Origin of the sequence: Streptomyces sp. Q6 (genome assembly GCF_036967205.1) — a bacterium.
In the GTDB taxonomy this organism is placed as follows: Bacteria; Actinomycetota; Actinomycetes; order Streptomycetales; family Streptomycetaceae; genus Streptomyces; species Streptomyces citrinus.
Genome location: NZ_CP146022.1, coordinates 6,390,578 through 6,407,634 on the forward strand (window position 1 = coordinate 6,390,578; position 17,057 = coordinate 6,407,634).

At 70.9% G+C, this 17,057-nt stretch carries 13 protein-coding genes and 1 pseudogene; 8 read left to right on the top strand and 6 right to left on the bottom strand.

Annotated features, from left to right (window positions below; all coding sequences use genetic code 11):
* Position 1 precedes the first annotated feature (1 nt).
* Positions 2-640: a hypothetical protein gene (locus V2W30_RS29765; protein WP_338701290.1), complete on the bottom strand. Its 639-nt coding sequence runs from the start codon at positions 638-640 to the stop codon at positions 2-4.
* A gap of 217 nt (positions 641-857) precedes the next feature.
* A complete protein-coding gene (locus tag V2W30_RS29770) occupies positions 858-3,020 on the bottom strand; it encodes a RecQ family ATP-dependent DNA helicase (RefSeq protein ID WP_338701292.1) in 2,163 nt (720 codons plus the stop codon).
* Positions 3,021-3,153: 133 nt separating this feature from the next.
* Between V2W30_RS29770 and V2W30_RS29775 the strand changes: the two are divergent.
* Positions 3,154-3,591, top strand: a pseudogene (locus tag V2W30_RS29775) (DUF4192 domain-containing protein); the annotation flags it as partial.
* Between the two features lie 68 nt (positions 3,592-3,659).
* Here the strand turns inward: V2W30_RS29775 and V2W30_RS29780 are convergent.
* Positions 3,660-4,835, bottom strand: coding sequence for a tyrosine-type recombinase/integrase (locus tag V2W30_RS29780; RefSeq protein WP_338701293.1), 1,176 nt, complete (start codon positions 4,833-4,835; stop codon positions 3,660-3,662).
* 318 nt (positions 4,836-5,153) lie between these two features.
* On the opposite strand from V2W30_RS29780, the gene V2W30_RS29785 reads away from it, so the two are divergent.
* Positions 5,154-5,339 (top strand): helix-turn-helix domain-containing protein, encoded by a 186-nt coding sequence (locus tag V2W30_RS29785; protein ID WP_338703816.1) that lies wholly within the window; start codon positions 5,154-5,156, stop codon positions 5,337-5,339.
* Positions 5,336-5,524: a BldC family transcriptional regulator gene (locus V2W30_RS29790; protein WP_338701295.1), complete on the top strand. Its 189-nt coding sequence runs from the start codon at positions 5,336-5,338 to the stop codon at positions 5,522-5,524. Before V2W30_RS29785 ends, V2W30_RS29790 begins: the two co-directional genes overlap by 4 nt.
* A 655-nt stretch (positions 5,525-6,179) precedes the next feature.
* Here V2W30_RS29790 and V2W30_RS29795 read toward each other — a convergent pair.
* Positions 6,180-6,470: a hypothetical protein gene (locus V2W30_RS29795; protein ID WP_338701298.1), complete on the bottom strand. Its 291-nt coding sequence runs from the start codon at positions 6,468-6,470 to the stop codon at positions 6,180-6,182.
* Positions 6,471-6,706: 236 nt separating this feature from the next.
* Here V2W30_RS29795 and V2W30_RS29800 point away from each other — a divergent pair, with 236 nt between their 5' ends.
* The gene (locus V2W30_RS29800; protein WP_338703817.1) at positions 6,707-7,648 is read left to right on the top strand and encodes a DUF4192 domain-containing protein; all 942 of its coding nucleotides are present in this window, start codon (positions 6,707-6,709) and stop codon (positions 7,646-7,648) included.
* 491 nt (positions 7,649-8,139) lie between these two features.
* A complete protein-coding gene (locus V2W30_RS29805; RefSeq protein WP_338701300.1) occupies positions 8,140-10,152 on the top strand; it encodes a glycogen debranching N-terminal domain-containing protein in 2,013 nt (670 codons plus the stop codon).
* Between the two features lie 416 nt (positions 10,153-10,568).
* On the opposite strand, the gene V2W30_RS29810 is transcribed toward V2W30_RS29805, so the two are convergent.
* Together V2W30_RS29810 and V2W30_RS29815 are read right to left on the bottom strand one after the other, a co-directional pair.
* Positions 10,569-11,966 carry an MFS transporter gene (locus V2W30_RS29810; protein WP_338701302.1) on the bottom strand — a complete coding sequence of 466 codons (1,398 nt, stop codon included), beginning with the start codon at positions 11,964-11,966 and terminating at the stop codon, positions 10,569-10,571.
* Positions 11,963-12,808: an alpha/beta hydrolase gene (locus tag V2W30_RS29815; RefSeq protein ID WP_338701304.1), complete on the bottom strand. Its 846-nt coding sequence runs from the start codon at positions 12,806-12,808 to the stop codon at positions 11,963-11,965. Before V2W30_RS29815 ends, V2W30_RS29810 begins: the two co-directional genes overlap by 4 nt.
* A gap of 92 nt (positions 12,809-12,900) precedes the next feature.
* Between V2W30_RS29815 and V2W30_RS29820 the strand changes: the two genes are divergently transcribed.
* The 3 genes from V2W30_RS29820 (at position 12,901) to V2W30_RS29830 (ending at position 17,043) form a co-directional block, all read left to right on the top strand.
* Positions 12,901-13,869, top strand: a complete 969-nt coding sequence (locus V2W30_RS29820; protein WP_338701306.1) for a LysR family transcriptional regulator — start codon at positions 12,901-12,903, stop codon at positions 13,867-13,869.
* Positions 13,870-14,125: 256 nt separating this feature from the next.
* Positions 14,126-14,887 carry an NUDIX hydrolase gene (locus V2W30_RS29825; protein ID WP_338701308.1) on the top strand — a complete coding sequence of 254 codons (762 nt, stop codon included), beginning with the start codon at positions 14,126-14,128 and terminating at the stop codon, positions 14,885-14,887.
* A gap of 230 nt (positions 14,888-15,117) precedes the next feature.
* Entirely contained in the window at positions 15,118-17,043 is a 1,926-nt protein-coding gene (locus V2W30_RS29830) for an ABC transporter ATP-binding protein (protein WP_338701309.1), read from the top strand.
* Positions 17,044-17,057 lie beyond the last annotated feature (14 nt).

The window sequence follows — 17,057 nt, forward strand, 5'->3', positions numbered from 1 at the left end:
ATCAGCGAGCCGCCGCGCGGCGCAGCATCTCCGTCGCGGCACCGCCGGTCCGGGGTGCCGGTTGCTCGTCCCCACCGAGCACCTCGGCCACGGAACCCACACTGGGGCGCCGACCGCCGCGGCCCTCGCCGAGCACCTGCCAACCGTCACGAGTCATCGTGATGTAGGCCCCGCAGCGCAGGCCGTGCAGCGTGCAGGCGTCGCGCAGCCCCCACATCCAGGCTCCGTCCTCCTCCGTCCAACGGGCGTCCCCGTCACGGCAGTAGAGCAGGACGGCGGTACGCACCGGGGTCCGTCGGCGCAGATCGTGCGGGATGACCCGGCGCAGCTGGGACAGCAGGGCGTTGCGGAACGTCCAGCCGTCCATGGTGCTCTCGCGGCGCGTGAACGAGGCACTCGCCCGCAGTCGTTCGTCCGGGTCCAGGACGGCCACGACAGCGGTCATCGGCAGGGGTCGGTGGCGGGTGTGCAGGCCGCTGACGACCTCACGCGGATTGCGCAGCAGCGGGATCCCGGCCGCCGCCCATTCCGCGGGTTCGAGCAGCCTGGTCGGTCGGTTGGTGGAATCGGCGGACCTCTCGGTGCGCATCGAGGACGCGGACAGCGATGTCGCCGAGGACGAAGCGAATCCGAAGGTCACGGTCCTCCCTTCGGCTACACGCCCACACTGGGGGCGGGGTCGGACTGGGGGAGCGCACCGCAGCACAGCCCTACCGGACCACGGGAGCCACGCGGGGAGCGAGACCAATTCTTCCCGTCGCGCTGGCACTCGGCAACGAGCAATTGAGCTCGCGGCCCGGTATTTGGCGATGCGTCACCTATATCCCTGCCCACAGGTCACCCCTCGGACGCGCACCTCAGCCTTGCACCGCGAGGACCAGCGGCAACACCCCCTCGGCGCCGGCCCGACGCAGCAGTCGGGCCGCCATGGCCAGCGTCCAGCCCGTCTCCATGAAGTCGTCGACGAGCAGCACCGGCCCGTTCGCGCGCGCGAGCGCCTCGGCCAGCTCGGGAGGCAGCGTCAACGTACCGTCCAGGGCTCGCAGCCGCTGTGCGCTGTTGCTGCGCGGGATGTGCGCGGTGTCGCTGCCGGGCGCGTACGCGATCCGGCCCAGCAGCGGCATACGTCCGACCTGCGCGATGCCGGCGCCCAGCGATTCGATCAGCTGCGGTCGGGTGTGGGACGCCATGGTCACCACGCCCACGGGACGCGGCGTGGCATCGGGGGCGCCCGACGCCCAGCCGCCCGGCCCCTTCGCCCAGTCGGCCAGGACCTCCACGACCGCCCGCGCCACGTCGTCCGGCACCGGGCCGTCCGGAGCCTGGGGCGTGAGCATGGGGCGCAGCCTGTTGCCCCAGCCGATGTCCGAGAGCCGGCCGAGCGCCCGCCCCGTGCCCGCCTGCTCGCCCGCCGGGATCCGGCCCTTCAGGTCGATGCCCACGGCCGTGAGTCCGGTGGGCCACATCTTGCGGGGCTCCACGTCCACACCCGGTCGCCCGAGCTCGCCCTTGGCCGAGGTCAGCGCCTGCGGCGAGACGTCGGTCGTGAACCTCGGCTCCACGCAGTTGTCACAGCGGCCGCAGGGGGCCGCCGCCTCGTCGTCCAGCTGGCGGCGCAGGAACTCCATGCGGCAGCCGCTCGTCGTCGCGTAGTCGCGCATCGCCTGCTGCTCCGCCTCGCGCTGCTTGGCGACCCACGCGTAGCGCTCGGTGTCGTACGCCCAGGGCTGCCCGGTGGAGATCCAGCCGCCCTTGACCCGGTGCACCGCCCCGTCCACGTCGAGGACCTTGAGCATCGTCTCCAGACGCGAGCGGCGCAGCTCCACAAGAGGTTCGAGCGCCGGGAGCGAGAGGGGCCTCTCGGACTGCGCGAGCACGTCCAGGGTGCGTCGGACCTGCTCTTCCGGCGGGAAGGCGAGGGACGCGAAGTAGCGCCAGATCGCCTCGTCCTCCTTGCCCGGAAGCAGCAGGACCTCGGCGTGCTCCACACCACGCCCCGCGCGGCCCACCTGCTGGTAGTACGCGATCGGTGACGAGGGAGAGCCCAGGTGCACGACGAACCCCAGGTCCGGCTTGTCGAAGCCCATGCCGAGCGCGGAGGTGGCGACCAGGGCCTTCACCCGGTTCGCGAGCAGGTCCTCCTCGGCCTGCTGCCGGTCGGCGTTCTCCGTCTTGCCCGTGTACGAGGTGACGGTGTGCCCGCACTGCCGCAGGTAGGCGGTGACTTCCTCCGCGGCGGCGACCGTGAGGGTGTAGATGATCCCGGAACCCGGCAGCTCGTCCAGGTGATCGGCGAGCCAGGCCAACCGGTGCGCGGCGTCGGGAAGTTGCAGGACACCCAGGCTCAGGCTCTCTCGGTCGAGAGGTCCGCGCAGCACGAGCGCGTCGGAGTTTCCGCCCGTGCCCAGCTGGTCGGCGACGTCGGCCGTCACGCGCGCGTTGGCTGTCGCCGTCGTGGCCAGGACGGGGACGTCCCGCGGAAGCTCGGCCAGCATCGTGCGCAGGCGTCGGTAGTCGGGGCGGAAGTCGTGCCCCCAGTCGGAGATGCAGTGCGCCTCGTCGACCACCAGCAGGCCGGTGGCGGCGGCGAGCTGCGGCAGCACATTGTCCCGGAAGTCAGGGTTGTTGAGCCGCTCCGGGCTCACCAGGAGCACATCGACCTCACCGGCGGCGACCTCGGAGCGGACGGCGTCCCATTCCTCGGTGTTCGACGAGTTGATCGTGCGGGCGCGGATTCCGGCGCGCTCGGCGGCCTCCACCTGGTTGCGCATCAGGGCGAGCAGCGGGGAGACGATCACGGTCGGGCCGCTGCCGCGCTCACGCAGCAGGGCCGTCGCCACGAAGTACACCGCGGACTTGCCCCAGCCGGTGCGCTGCACGACGAGTGCACGTCTGTGGTCGGCGACCAGCGCCTCGATCGCGCGCCACTGGTCCTCACGCAGCCGGGCGGTACCGCTCGGATCTCCGACGAGGCGGGCGAGGACGACATCGGCGGCAGTCCGTAGGTCTTCGTTGCTCATGCCCCCATGCAACCCGATGGCACCGACATCGCGCGAACGAGCCCGCCGACCTGTGGACAACTCGTGTCGTGTCCCTGACTGAGGTTATCCACAGGCCAAAACGGAATCAGGAGATCCGTTGCATGGTCGACGCATGACGAATCACAGCCAGCCCGCCGGACAGACCGGCGAGGCAAAGATCACCCTGCGCACCGCCGGTGAACTCGCCGAGGCGCTCCCGTACTTGCTCGGATTCCGGCCGGACGACAGCGTCGTTCTGGTCGCCCTGCATCAGGGGAGGTTCGGCGGCAGGGTGCGCATCGGAATTCCCGAGCGCCCGCAGGACTGGGCGTCCGTCGCGCAGCAGATGGCCCGCTGCCTGATCGGCGAGTGCGAGCGCAGGGACGGGCGCCCCGACAGCGTGGTCGCCTTCCTGTGCCAGGACGGCACGCCCTCGGGAGCGCGATCGGGCCGGCAGGTCATGGAGCGGCTGCGCCCCCTCGCCCAGCTGCTGCGGACGGCCTGTGGCGGCCTCGACGTGCCGGTCACGGAAGCACTGTGCCTCTCCGAGGGCAGGTACTGGTCCTACTGCCTTGCTCTAGCGGCTTGACCTGCAAAGACGTGGCACGTCGCGCTATTGGCTGGCACTCTCCTGGCACATCAGGCTGCAAGCCGGAGCGCGCCCAACACGCCCTGCACGGCGTCGGCGGTCGTGTCGGGGACGTCGTCCCACAGGTGCACGTACACGTCGAGCGTGGTGCTGGGCTTGCTGTGCCCTAGACGGCGTTGGACGACCTTCACGGACTCGCGGTGCTGGATGAGCATCGACGCGTAGAAGTGTCGAAGGGAGTGCATGGACGTGCCGACTGGCACGGGCGCGTGCCCAGCGGCCGTCAGCCGCGTGTTCGCTCGCTTGACGGTGTTCGACCACACGCGCGACCAGTTCCCTGTGTTGAGCGCGTTGCCGTGCCCGTTCGCGAACACCAGACGCGCTGGGCGGCTGTGTGGCTTACGAGTATCGGTGCGGTCGACCAACTCGACCGGCACGGGAGGGAACGCCGCCAGGTGCGCCCGTAGGGCTTCCACAACAGCAGGGGCGAGCGGCACCGACCGGTACGAAGCCTGCGTCTTGGGTTCACCGATGAAGGGCGCCCCCTTGTCCAAGCGGACAAGCTGCGACCGCACGTGCACCACACCGGCTTCAAGGTCGACGGCGCTCCGCTCCAGCCCCAGCAGCTCACCGAGCCGAAGACCTGAACCGGCGGCAAGCCAGACGAGTGCCCGGTACCGGGGCGGTGCCGAGAGCGCGAGCGCTTGCACCACGGGCAGCGGCAGGGGCTTGATCTCGGGTCGTGTTACGTCCGGGCCTGGTACGCGCATCGCGGGTGACTTCGGAATGTAGTCGTGGACGACGGCGTGCGTGAGCACGGCTTTGAACCGGCCGTAGACGATTTCAAGGGTGCTGGCTGCTAGGTCGTCTTTCCGGTCGCTCAGCCATCGCTCGATGTCCAGCCGCTTGATCTGGCCTATCTGGCGTCCGCCCAGGTACGCCAACACGTGACGTTCGAGCTGCCTGCGGGCTCCCTCGGCTGTGGTTAGCCGATGCCTATTCGCCCCAGCCTCCAACTTCAGCCACTCTTCTGCGACTTCGCGGAGCGTCTTGCGTGCTGCTTCAGGGTCTACGAGCGCGCCCCGGTCTAGGTCGTGGCCGGTCTTGCGCGCGAACTGGTCGGCAAGTCCCTTACTTGCAAAGGACTTTCGCCGCGCCGTTTTGTTGCTATCCCGATAGCGGACCGACCAGCGTTTCGTGTCGCCGTGCGCTGCCGTGGCGTACACGGTCTTGGTCTTGGTGCTGTGCGAATGGCACGGCGTCGCGTCGGGATTTCGGGGGCGGCTCGAATGCCACCTGTCGCTGACTGTAGCCATTTCGAAACTCTTTGCGCTCGGCCCCCCTGGCTTTGCTGGCACCCACTCTACCGCTGCACCCCGACACCGAAGCAGCAAGATTTTTTTAGCGCACCGAAAGTTCGCTGACCTGCGAAAACCTCTTACCCATTTCGCTAACAATTCCAGCGCGAGAAAGCCGACCAGAACCTCTTCCCAAGCTGGGCAAAGTGCCGCAGTGTGAGAAAGGAGAAGGAAGGGAACCGAAAAATGGAAAAACTCCTTACCGTCCGTCAGCTAGCCGAATACCTGGACGTACCCATCCAGACCCTCTACATGTGGTCCCACCTCGGAACCGGCCCCACGCCCATCAAAGTAGGGCGCTGCCTTCGATATGAACCGGCCGAAGTACGTTCCTGGCTTGCCGCATCGAAGAAGAAGGAGGCGACGGCATGACCAACCGTATCCCGCGTCAACTCCTGTCCGGAGGCGAAGTGGCCGCACTCCTAGGCGTCGACCCCAAGACCGTCACCAGGTGGGCCAACCTCGGCAAACTGCCATGCTTTCGCACTCCTGGAGGGCACCGGCGGTACCGGCGCGCCGACGTAGAACGACTCACGCGCAGCGGTGATGCCTCATGATCGCAGGAATCTTCGACCTCACAGAAACCTTCCAGGCAGACGGCGGCAAACTACTCGTACTCACACCGGTAATAGCCGACTCACTGCCCACCGCCTCGAAACAGGCAATGGCCATTCGCAACTCGGCATCCACCACAGGGGACGTGGGTCTTGGACTCATCCAACAGATACGTTCTGATTTCGATGGTCCACCAGGCATCGCTGAAGGCGCTCAGCTCGGCGCTTGGGTTCCCCTCCACAATGATCCCGCTCCGCATGTGGGTCCCTCGCCCTGGGAACCTCGCAGGTCGGCAGACGACCCAGAAGTTGGACACCTTGACGTCGGCCGCCCCACGGTTTATCGCGTGCACATCGTATTGTCGAGCGCCAGCCTTCGGTGAAAGGTGAGGCATGGTGCTGACTAGAGCCACGCGAGGGCGGCCACGCCGAAACGTCGCGACTGCCGTGGCGAGGCTTCCAGCTGCCATGAGCCCTGCCCAGCCACTGATGACCAGGGCTACCTGTGCGGTCTCCATAGGACGTTAGCTCCCCCTTCGCTTGCAGCCCCGAGCAGGCGACGCACGCTTCTCCTGTCGTTCACTCGCCAGCACCCTCGGATGGTTCCCAACGCCCGCCACGGAGACTAGAGACCGTGCGGGGGCGCACGCGCGGCTGACTAGTCGTCGTCCGTCGGAAGGCCGTTGACCCAAACTTCGACGGTCGTCTCGAATGGGGTTCCCATGGCGGCTAGCCGCTCATTGACCGTCTCGCTGACGTCGCCAGTCAGGGACTGGGCAAGGTGCAGCATGTCGTCAGGGTGGATGGACCGTCGAGTCGCGACTGGCCCCATAAACGACACGGTGGGTTCAAGCTCTCGTGCCAGCGTTTTGAAAACCTCGCTCGCCTGGCGTGCCTGGTCGTTCCTGGCGACGAGCGTGATTCTGGTTCGGACATCGTCGTCTGTCATGGCGCTTCGCCTGCCTTCCTTGGCCTAAGTATCCGGCGATGACCAGAAGGTAGCTGGCTGGCACTCTCCTGGCACGAGCCTGCGAAAAACAGCAGTAGAGAACCGAAGCTCAGTGGTAGTAAAAACGCAGGTCAGCGCCATGTCTGCGACGTTGTTGCTGGTAGCTGCGGTGTGTAAATAAGTACTGGTCCTACTGCTGCCCGCGCCCCGAGTGCTGCCCGCCCGAGGGGAACGCCATCGACACCGAGGGCACCTCGGTGATGGCGGCGACGGCGGCGTACGCGGGCATCCAGGTACGGCCATCCGTCCAGGAGGTGCGCATGCGCCTCGCCCCGTGGGAGACCGCCCTCGTCACCGAGCAGACGCGAGCCCTGGACGCGGCGGCGATGGATCTCGTCCCGAGGATCATCGGGGGTGTCCCGCGCGAGGAGGTGGAGGCCGACACCCTCGACCTGGCCCGCCGCGTCCTGTGGCGGCTCGCCGAGGCGCCGCAGGACGCGGAACCGCTGGAGGCGGACCGCAAGGACGACGAGCTGGTGGCGCACGACGAGGCCGCCGCGGTGATCCTCGGCCTCCAGGACCGGATCACCCGGGACCGGGCGGCGGAGTGGATGGAGGGCGAGGAGGCGCGCGCCGCGCTCCGGCTCTGGCGGGCCCTGGCCCGACGGTGCGTCGGACCGTACGAGGAGTACGCCGCGGCCCCCTTGTCCCTTGCCGGGTGGGTGGCCTGGTCGCTCGGTGACACGGTCGAGGCGGATCAGGCACTGGAGATGGCCCTCGCCGTCGACCCCGGGTACGTGTTCGCCCGCCTGCTCAACGAGGCGCGGGCCGACGGAGTCGACCCCGAGCTCGTCCGGCGCTCCCTGCGAGGCAAGCGGGCGGACAGGGCCGACGACGAGCCGACGGCGGAGAGCGACGGAAGCGGTGGGAGTGGCGGAGATGACGGCCGCGACGGAGGGGACGACAGCCGTGACGCGTTTCTTCTCGCACCGCGCGGATCCGCGGTGGACCCGGGCATGTCGCGCGCCGCGCGTGGTCTCGAAGCCGCGCTGCGGCGGCGGGGCGAGCGCAGCCCCGGGGCGGGGACGAGGCCGGGTGGCCGATCGGGAGTACGCCCGCCCCGGCGCCCCACGAGCCGTCGCCGCGTCGGCCGACAGCGGACAAGGCGCGACGGATGAGCGGCGCCGCAGGGGCACTCCGGAGCCGCTTCACTGCGCTATGGCGTTACTTGGGGCGGGGCAGCTCCGTTCACCTCGGTGGCGGTAGCGACGGCCGGGCCGTGCCGCCTCCGTGTTCACCAGTCCGGCAGGATGCCGGCGCCTCGCGCGACCGCGCGCGAAAGGAGGCGCCTCATGCGGCAGTCGGAGCTTCGACCGACCCCCGGTGCGGGCCCGGGGGGCCGGCGGGCGTGCATCGGCGGACAGATCTTCGGGCACGGCCACCGGATCGGGCGGACAGGCGCACCACGCGCGGCGTGCTTTCGGGGAGGGGAAGGGTGATGGCGCCGGACATCGGGGGCCGACCCCTGCCCGACGGAGGCAGTGCCCACCGCACGCCACCGCAGGTCACTGCGGCGTCCACAGGGCGCTCCCCGCTTCCAGCCGCGCCTGCGGGGCGCTCCACTCCTCCATCGGTCACGCCCGCCGGGCGCTCCACACTTCCACCGGCCATGGCCGCGGGGCGCCCCACGCTTCCCCCCACCGGTCCGCCACCCGCGCCCGCGCGGCGGCCGACCGGTCAACTCCCGCCCGCGCACCAAGCGTTGATCTGCGTCTCGCTCCCCGGGCTCGCCATCTCCTCCGACGGAGGGCAGTTGACGGCGCAGGGCCTCGAAGGCTTCTACCGCGGCGGCCGGCGCCTCCTGTCGCGCTGCCGGATCCGGGTGGCGGGGCGCGAACCGCAGCCTGTGCAGGCGCGGATGGTGACGGCCGACCGAGCCCGCTTCGTGGGGACCGTGCGCGCGTCCCCCGACGCGGGCCCCGACCCGGACGTCGTCGTCGAGCGGTTCCGGCATGCCGACGGCACAGAGCGGATCACGCTGCACAGCTCGGCATCCCGCCCGCTCCGCCTGCCTCTGGAAGTCTCTCTCGGCACCGATCTCGCCGAACTCGGAGCAGTGGCCGCGGGAATGCCCGGTCGCGAACTGCCCGCGACGGTCCATGACACCGGCATGCGATGGTCGTCGCCCACCGGGTTCACCGTCGTCACCGCGACACCTCCACCGATGGACGCCCTCGCCTCGGCAGGGCTGTTGCGCTGGGAGTTCGACCTGCCGCCCGGCGGCGCGCACACCGTGGAGCTACGGATCCGGGCCGACGGCTCGGGCATCGGCAGAGCCGGGGGGCACAGCACGGTGAAGCCGTTCGCCCCGGCCCGCGCGCACGGCGACGATCCGCGCGTGGCGCCCTTGCTGGGGACCTGCGTCGACGACCTCCAGGCGCTGCTGGTGCGCGACCCCGCGCATCCGCTCGACATCTCCCTCGCGGCCGGCGCGCCGTGGCGCTGCGGCCCCGCCCCGGCGGAGTCGTTGGCGGCCGCGCGGATGGCCCTGCCTCTCGGGACGCGGTTGGCGGCCGGCACCCTGCGCGCCCTGGCCCGCACGCAACTGACCGAACCGGGACCGGAGTTCGGTCGAATTCCCGGGCCGCTGCGCAACGTGGGCCCCCAGCTGCCGCCCAGCTGCACCGGCATCGAGGCCACGCTGTTGTTCCCCGTCCTCCTGGCCGAGGCCAGACGGTGGGGGCTCGTCGAGCAGGAGGTCACGGAGCTGCTGCCCGCCGCCGAGAGGTGCCTCCGCTGGCTGCGCGCCGCCACTCGTGAAGGGCCGTATCTGCCGGACCCCGGTCCAGGTGGTCCCGTGCGCTGCGAGACCCAGGCACACGCCCACCGGGCCGCGCTCCTCGGTGCCGAGCTGCTCGACGCCTACGACCGACCCGGCGGTGCCGAACTGCGCCAGTGGGCGGACGGACTGCGTACACACTTCCGTCAGGACTTCTGGGTCGAGGACCGGGGAGGCGGAAGACCGGCGGCCGCGCGGACCGCGGACGGGCGCCCCCTGCCGCACCTGAGCGGCAGCGCCGCCCATCTGCTGGACACCGGGCTGCTCGCCGCAGGGGCGTGCGCACCGGGCCTGCTGGACAAGGTGCAGACCGAACAACTGGCCCGACTGCTGGGCGGACCGGGCCTGGACTCGGGCTGGGGGCTGCGCAGTCTTGCCGTGAAGGAGGCGTCGTACAACCCGTTCGGGCACCGCGCCGGCGCGGTGCGCGTCCACGAGACGGCGGTCGCCGTCGCGGGCCTGGCCGCCGCCGGCTACGAGAAGGAGGCGTCGTCCCTGCTCAAAGGCGTCCTCGGTGCCGCTGAGACCTTCGCGTACCGGCTGCCCGAGATGTACGCGGGGGAGCAGCGCATCGAAGGCAGTGCCCCGCTGCCGCATCCCGCCGCCTGTAGACCGGCCGCCGTCGCGGCGGCGGCCGGGGTGCACCTGCTCGCCACCCTCGTGGGCATCCGCCCGGACGTGCCCGCCCGAACGGTGACGCTGTCCCCGCTGCGTAGCGCGCCCCTCGGCGAGGTCGGGCTCGCGGGCCTGCGCGTGGCCGGACACGCCTTCTCGGCGCGCGTCAGCAGACTCGGCCTCGCCATGGTCGAGGAGGCTGCGGACGTCCTGCAATTGGGGGTGTGACGGGTCTGCGACGGATCGGAACCGGACAGTCGCGGACCACCCCAGGAACAGCGCGTAGGGAACGCGGGTTCGTGAGCAGTGGCTTCTGCCGCGATGCGGCTTTCCGCGCCCTGTGAGCACCGCCTTCGACAGCCGATCATGAGCAGAACGCACGAGAGGGTTACCCGTCGGTCGCTCTGAGTACGGCGTGCTGCCGGCCACTGAGGGCGGGTGGCCCCTGCTTGCGGAGGCGCTCTCCTGAGTGCTGTGTCGTCCTGCGGAAAGCGCCTTGGCCGAGCGGACGTTGGCGCGGGAGAGCTTCAAGTGTCGCGACGATCGCCGGTTTCAGAAACCGGCGATCGTCGTCTATGTTCCCTCGGCGATTCGGAGCGGGCACGGCCGACAGGGTGAGGCGAAGGCCGCTGGAGGCCGACGCGTTACCTCCGTGCCCCTCCGCTGTGACCGCTGTGGGCGTGAACGGGCTCGGTGCCAGGCCGGTGGTGGAGCCGGAGGCTGATCAGCGCGGTGATCGTGAAGGCGGCGACCTGGTAGAGCATGGCGTGCCGGAACGCGGTGTCCGCATCGGCGGCGGGGGCGTAGTAGGCGAGTCCGGCCGCGGTCACTCCGATGGATCCGCCGAGCTGCTGTGCTGTGGGCAGCAGGCCGGAGACCGAACCGGCTGCGGGGCCGTGCACCTTGGCCAGGACCAGGGTGAACACCGACGCGGTGAAGGCGCCGAACGCGGCTCCGCCGACGGCCAGCACCGGCAGTGCCGCCTGGCGTCCCGTCGCCGAGCCGACGAGGAGGGCCAGCGCCAGGCACATACCGGCGAGGATCAGGGACGCGACGGTGAGCACCGTCGGCCCTTGCCGGCGGGTGAGAGCGGGCGCGACTCTGCTGCCGACGACGGCGCCGGCGGCGAACGGTGCCGACACCAGTGCGGCCGCCAGGGCCGAGTACCCGACAGCGGACTGAAGATGGAGGAAGAGCAGGTAGGTGAAGGAGGGCACGCCCGTGTTGAACACGAACACCAGCAACGTCCCGCTCCGCGCCGACCTGTCACGCAGCACCGCGGGATGGATCAGCGGATCAGGCCGGTGCGGGAGGCTCCGGACGAAGTGACCGAGGGCGGCCGCGGCCACGGCGAAACCGGCCCACGTCCACCATGGCCAGCCTGCTTCCCGCCCCAGCGCCAGGGGCAGGACCAGCGCGCCGGCTCCCATGGCGACCAGCAGCGCACCCAGCTTGTCGACGCGGAGTCCGTCCGCTCCGCGGGTGCGGGGCAGCGCGGTCGCTCCTGCCAGCGAGGCGAGCGCCACCGGCACGGTGAGGAGCATCACCGGCCGCCAGCCGAGGCCGAAGAGATCGGCACTGAGGACGAGGCCGCCGATCAGCGGCCCGGCCAGTGAGGCGACGGCCATGGTGGCGCCGTACAGGCCGAAGGCGCGCGGCCGGCGCGTGGCAGGAGTGGCGGCCTGGATGAGCGACAGGACCTGGGGGGCGACCAGACCGCTGCCCGCGCCCTGCACCAGCCGGGCGACTATCAGCGATGCGGCGTCGGGGGCACACGCTCCGGCCAGCGAACCCGCGGTGAAGACCACGGTGCCCGCCACGAACAGTCGGCGGTAGCCGTACCGGTCGCCCAGCCGTGCGGCGGGGATGAGCAGGCACGCGTACGTCAGGGTGTATCCGGCGAGCACCAGTTGCACGGCGCCGGGACCAGCGTCCAGGCCGGCCTGTATCGCCGGCGCAGCCACCTGGGCGACAGTGACGTTGAGCAGTTGCACAAAAGTGGCGCTGAGCACCACCGGCAGCACGAGGCGTCCGCCGCTCACGGCAGCAGAACCGCGGCGAGCTCGTGGGGCCGGGCTGCGAACGGGCTGTGGCTGCCCGGGAGGGTGCGCACGGTGAACGGGTTGCCGGGCATGGCCCGGTCGGCCTCCGCGATCATCAGATCCTGCACGGCCGTCGGCAGCGCCCGATCGTCCGCGCAGCGCAGGAAGGTCCGCGGGACGCGCCCCCAGCGTTGTGGAGTCACGGTGACCGGGGTGGTGGGGATCGCCAGCGGCAGATCGGGGCTCAGTGCCGAGCGCCAGCGGTCGAAGCGGTCCGGAGCGGTGTCGTGGTAGTGGGTCTGCCGCAGTTCCTCGATGTAGGCGGGATCCTGCGAGAGGGGGTTGATCCGCACGGCGCCCAGTTCCGCGGGGTCACCGAGGTTGAGACTCCGGCCCCGTGCCGTGGCGTTCTCGGGTGCGCCGAGATAGTCGAAGAACCGGGGCCGTCCGGCGGGTACGAAGGCCGAAAGGTAGACGATCTCGTCGACGAGTTCGGGTGCGCGCTCGACAGCCAGTGATGCGGGGCCGCCGCCCGCGCTGTGTGCGACAAGCACGACGCGACGGTGGTGGCGGGCCAGGCGCAGCGTGTCAAGGACGGCCTCGGCGCTGTCGTCCATCGTCACGGTGGCGAGCGCGGACTTCTCGGTCAGCAGGCCCGGCTGGCCCGGCTGGAGGTATCCGGTGGGCAGTGGCGCGTCGAAGCCGTGCCCCGGCAGGTCGATGGCCATGCTCGCGGCACCGAGTGCGGCCAGTGCGCGCTGCGTCGCCGCCCACTGTCCGGAACCGTGCCAGGCGCCGTGCACGAAGACGAAGACGGTGTCCGCGAAGGAAGAATCGGTCATGACCGCAGTCCACGCGACCCGGCCCCGATCATCCAGTGAAAGATCTGACAGGCTGTTCGACGATACATGTGAGGTATGACGGGGAGGCTGGCATGGAGGCGCGGCACCTGCGGTATGCGCTGACCCTCGCGGAGCACGCGCACTTCGGCCGGGCGGCCGGTGCGCTGGGCATCGCGCAGCCACCGCTGTCCAAGCAGATCGCCGACCTGGAACGGGAAGTGGGCGCGCGCTTGTTCGATCGCACCCGCCAGGGGGTGTTTCCGACGGCTGCCGGCGTGGCCTTCCTCTCCAGGGCGCGCAGGGCGCTCGACGAGATCGCGGCGGCCTCGGTCGACGCAGCCAGGGCGGCACGCGGCGAGACGGGGCAGCTGCGTCTGGGGTTCATCGCCTCGGCGCTGCTCGAACCCCTGCCGGACGTCCTCGGTCGGTTCGGCCGCGAACGGCCCGACGTGCGGTTGGAACTGCACGAGATGGCGACCAGGCGCAGCACGCCCGCGCTCGTCGCCGGCGAACTGGACGTGGCGATCGGCCTCGGCCGGCCAGGGGGCGTCGGGGCCGAGCAGTTGGTATCGGTGCCGATCGGACACGACCACCTGGTCGCGGTCGTGAGCAGCACGCACCCGTACGCGGGCCAGGCATCGGTGGACGTGGACCAGCTGCGGCGACAGCCGCTGATCGTCGCGCCGGGGGAGGACGAGCCGGCCGTCGTCACCATGCTGCGGACCCTCCTGGGCAAGGACTCCCCGGCGCTGTCCGGCGCGACCGTCGCGAGGGACATCCACACCATCATCGGTCTCGCCGCCTGCGGTGTGGGCGTCGGTCTGGGACCCTCTCGCATGCTGACGGCCCCACGACGGGGCACGTGGTTCTGCGAGGTGACCCCGCGCACGCCTCTGCCCGATCTGGTCCTGTCCTTCAGCGCCCGGGACCGTTCCCCGACGCTGAACGCCTTCCTCGACGTCATCCGGAAGAACTGCCCCGAGGTCGGCGCCGCGCTCGACCACCGGCTCGGCCCACTCGGACCACGAGAAGAAGGCGACCGCGACGCGCCCCCTACCTGACTTCGCCCAGCCGGACGACGAGCCCGTCCTCGATGTCCAGGAGCCGGGTCCTGGTGCGAAGCGAGCGCACCGCCCGAACCAGAAGATCGTCAACGCCATGACCGCTGCTGAACGTCACCGCTGCTCATGATCACGCGGAACTGCTCGATCGGTGCTCATGACGACGCGGAAGTGCTCACGAAACTGCGGAATCTGCGCAGCGGAAGCAACCAGCGAAGGGACTGTTTATCGTCAGGCAGACGACTATGATCGTTCCATGTCGCCCTACGACCCGTCGGCCTTCCCGCCCTTCGCTGTCACCGTCGACCTGGTCGTGTTGACCGTGCGCCGCCACGCCCTGTGTGCGTTGGCGGTGCGGCGGGGCGAACCGCCGTTTCAGGGCCGCTGGGCGCTCCCCGGTGGATTCGTACGCGACGACGAGGACCTGACGGCGGCCGCGGCGCGCGAGCTGGCCGAGGAGACGGGCCTGTGCGCCCACGATCCCGGCGTGCCAGCGCAGGACAACGGCGCACACCTGGAGCAGCTCGCCACCTATGGGGAGCCGAAGCGGGACCCCCGGATGAGGGTCGTCAGCGTCGCCCATCTCGCGCTCGCGCCTGATCTGCCCGCCCCGCGTGCGGGCGGAGACGCGCACAGCGCCCGCTGGGCCCCGGTCGAGGCACTGCTGCACCAGGGCGGGTACGGGCGGGAGGGTGAGCAGGCCGCGCCGCTCGCCTTCGACCACGCGCAGATCCTGGCGGACGGGGTGGAGCGCGCCCGATCGAAGATCGAGTACTCCTCGCTGGCCACCGCGTTCTGCCCGCCCGAGTTCACCGTCGGGGAGCTGCGCCGCGTCTACGAGGCGGTCTGGGGTGTCGCCCTCGATCCGCGCAACTTCCATCGCAAGGTGACCGGGACGCCCGGATTCCTCGTGCCGACCGGTGGCACCACCACCCGGCAGGGCGGACGGCCCGCCCAGCTCTTCCGGGCCGGCGGTGCCACGCTGCTCAACCCGCCGATGCTGCGACCGGAGGTCTGACGGTCCAGCCGACCGACTCGCGGCGGTGACGCCGCTGCTCAGGCCCGGTGCGTGCCCAGGGTCCGGCCGATCCGGCGATCCGTCGTGGAAGGGGGACACCCGCACCCACCCCTGCCCGAAAAGCCGGAAATGTAGCGTTATCTTGCTGGAGTACCCACGAGACTCGTCCCTCGTCCCTCCGACGGACGGGCCTCGGCCGCCGAGCGGTCTCCCATCCTGCGAGAGAAGCGATGATCCAGGCCATCGGACTGACCAGCAACGCCCGTAAGGAGAGCCCGCCCACGGTCGACGACGTGACCTTCGAGGCGCACGCCGGCCGTGTCACGGCGCTGCTCGGCGCCCGTGGTGCAGGCAAGACGACCACGGTCCGGCTCATGCTCGAACTCCAACAGGGCCGTGGCATCACCTACTTCAGAGGCCGTCCGCTGCACCGCATCGCCCACCCCGCGCGCGAAGTGGGCGTCCTGCTCGGCGACGTACCCGGTCACCCCGCCCGTACGGTCCGCGGGCAACTGCGCATGCTGTGCTCCGTGGCAGGGGTCCCCGTCCAGCGCGCCGACGAGGTCCTCGAAGTCGTCGGCCTGGTCAGCCTGCGGGATCAGCGCCTGGGCACGCTGTCCCGGGGCATGGACCGCCGCCTCGGCCTGGCCTGCGCGCTCCTCGCCGACCCGCACACGCTCGTGCTCGACGGCCCCGCGGCGGGCCTGTCGGTCCGGGAGAGCAAGTGGCTGCACGGCATCCTGCGCGCACACGCGGCCCTCGGCGGCACCGTCCTGTTCACCACCGACGACCCGAAGGAAGCGGCCCGCACGGCCGACCGCGTCGTCACCCTCGACGAGGGCAGGCTCACGGCCGACCAGGAAGTCACCGAGTTCGCGCGCACCCGGCTGCGGCCACGGGTCGCCGTCCGCAGCCCGCACGCCGCGCGGCTCGCCGTCCTGCTGGCCAAGGAAGCGCGCACGGCCAAGCGGTCGGTCGAAGTGGTCACGGAGGACGGCAGCAGGCTCTCGGTGTACGGCAGTAGTTGCGCGGACGTGGGCGAGGCCGCGTACCGGCACGGCATCCTCGTCCATCAACTCGCGGACGAGACCGGCGACGCGGGCCCGGCCGTGGCCCTGACACCGGTGGCGCCGACGCCCGCGGCCCCGGCGCCTGCGGCGGCCGACGACCAGGGTGTGCAGACGGCCGAAGCCGCTGTTCCCGCCGAACCGGCGGCCGGCACGCAACCTGCCACCACCACGGCTCCGCTCGACACCCCTCACACGGCCAGTACGTTCGTGCCGCTCGCCGATGGGGAGCCGACCGGTCGTCGCGCGGATGAGAGCGGTACGACGCACCAGCCGTCGGCGCTGTCGCCGCTGCCCCCGCCCATCACCGTCCGCCCGGCCCGCAGCCCCCTGCGGCCCCTGCGGTACGAACTGCGCCGCGCGACCGGTATCGCCACCGGCTACGTCACCGCCGCGCTCGTCCTCGCCGTATCGGCGCTCCTCTCCGTACTCCTCGCGCGCGTCGGCCACACCCCGCAGCCGCGCCTGCTCGCGGCCTGGCCGCAGGAGCTGCCCCTGCCGCCCGCGGCGCTGGGTGCTGGGCTGCTCGGCGCCTTCGCGTTCGGCGACGAGTTCCGCCATCCCGCACTCGCCGCCGACCGTGGCACGGTCCCGCGCCGCCTGGGACTCCTGGCGGCCAAACTGCTGGTGGGAGCGGCCACCGCCGTTCTCATGGCCGTCCTGGTCGTCGGCTGCGACGCCGCGCTGCTCCACCTCGTGTACGGCGAAGAGCTCACCCAGGTTCCCGCCGACTGGCTTTCGTTGACCGCGAGTTGGTTCGCCCTCGTCATCGCGTGCGCCTGGGCGGGCGTTCTCGCCTCCGGTGTGTTCCGGTCCACGGCCGCCGGCCTCGCCGCCGTGATCGCCGTGCCGATCGTCGTCGTGCCTCTCGTACAAAAGGCCTTGGAGGGACCGTCTGTGCGAACGGCGGCGGGGCTTCCGGCGAGGCTGCGCGATCTCGCCCTCGTGCACTGGCCCTTCGGTGCCGAGCGTTTCGTCGCCGCCGGAGTTCGGATGATCGTTCAACCCGTGGGCGGTGCGCTGATGTTGTCGCTCACTGCTCTGCTCTGCGCATATGTGCTCATGGTGCTGCGTCCCAGGGTGCGATGACGACCGTCCGGCGC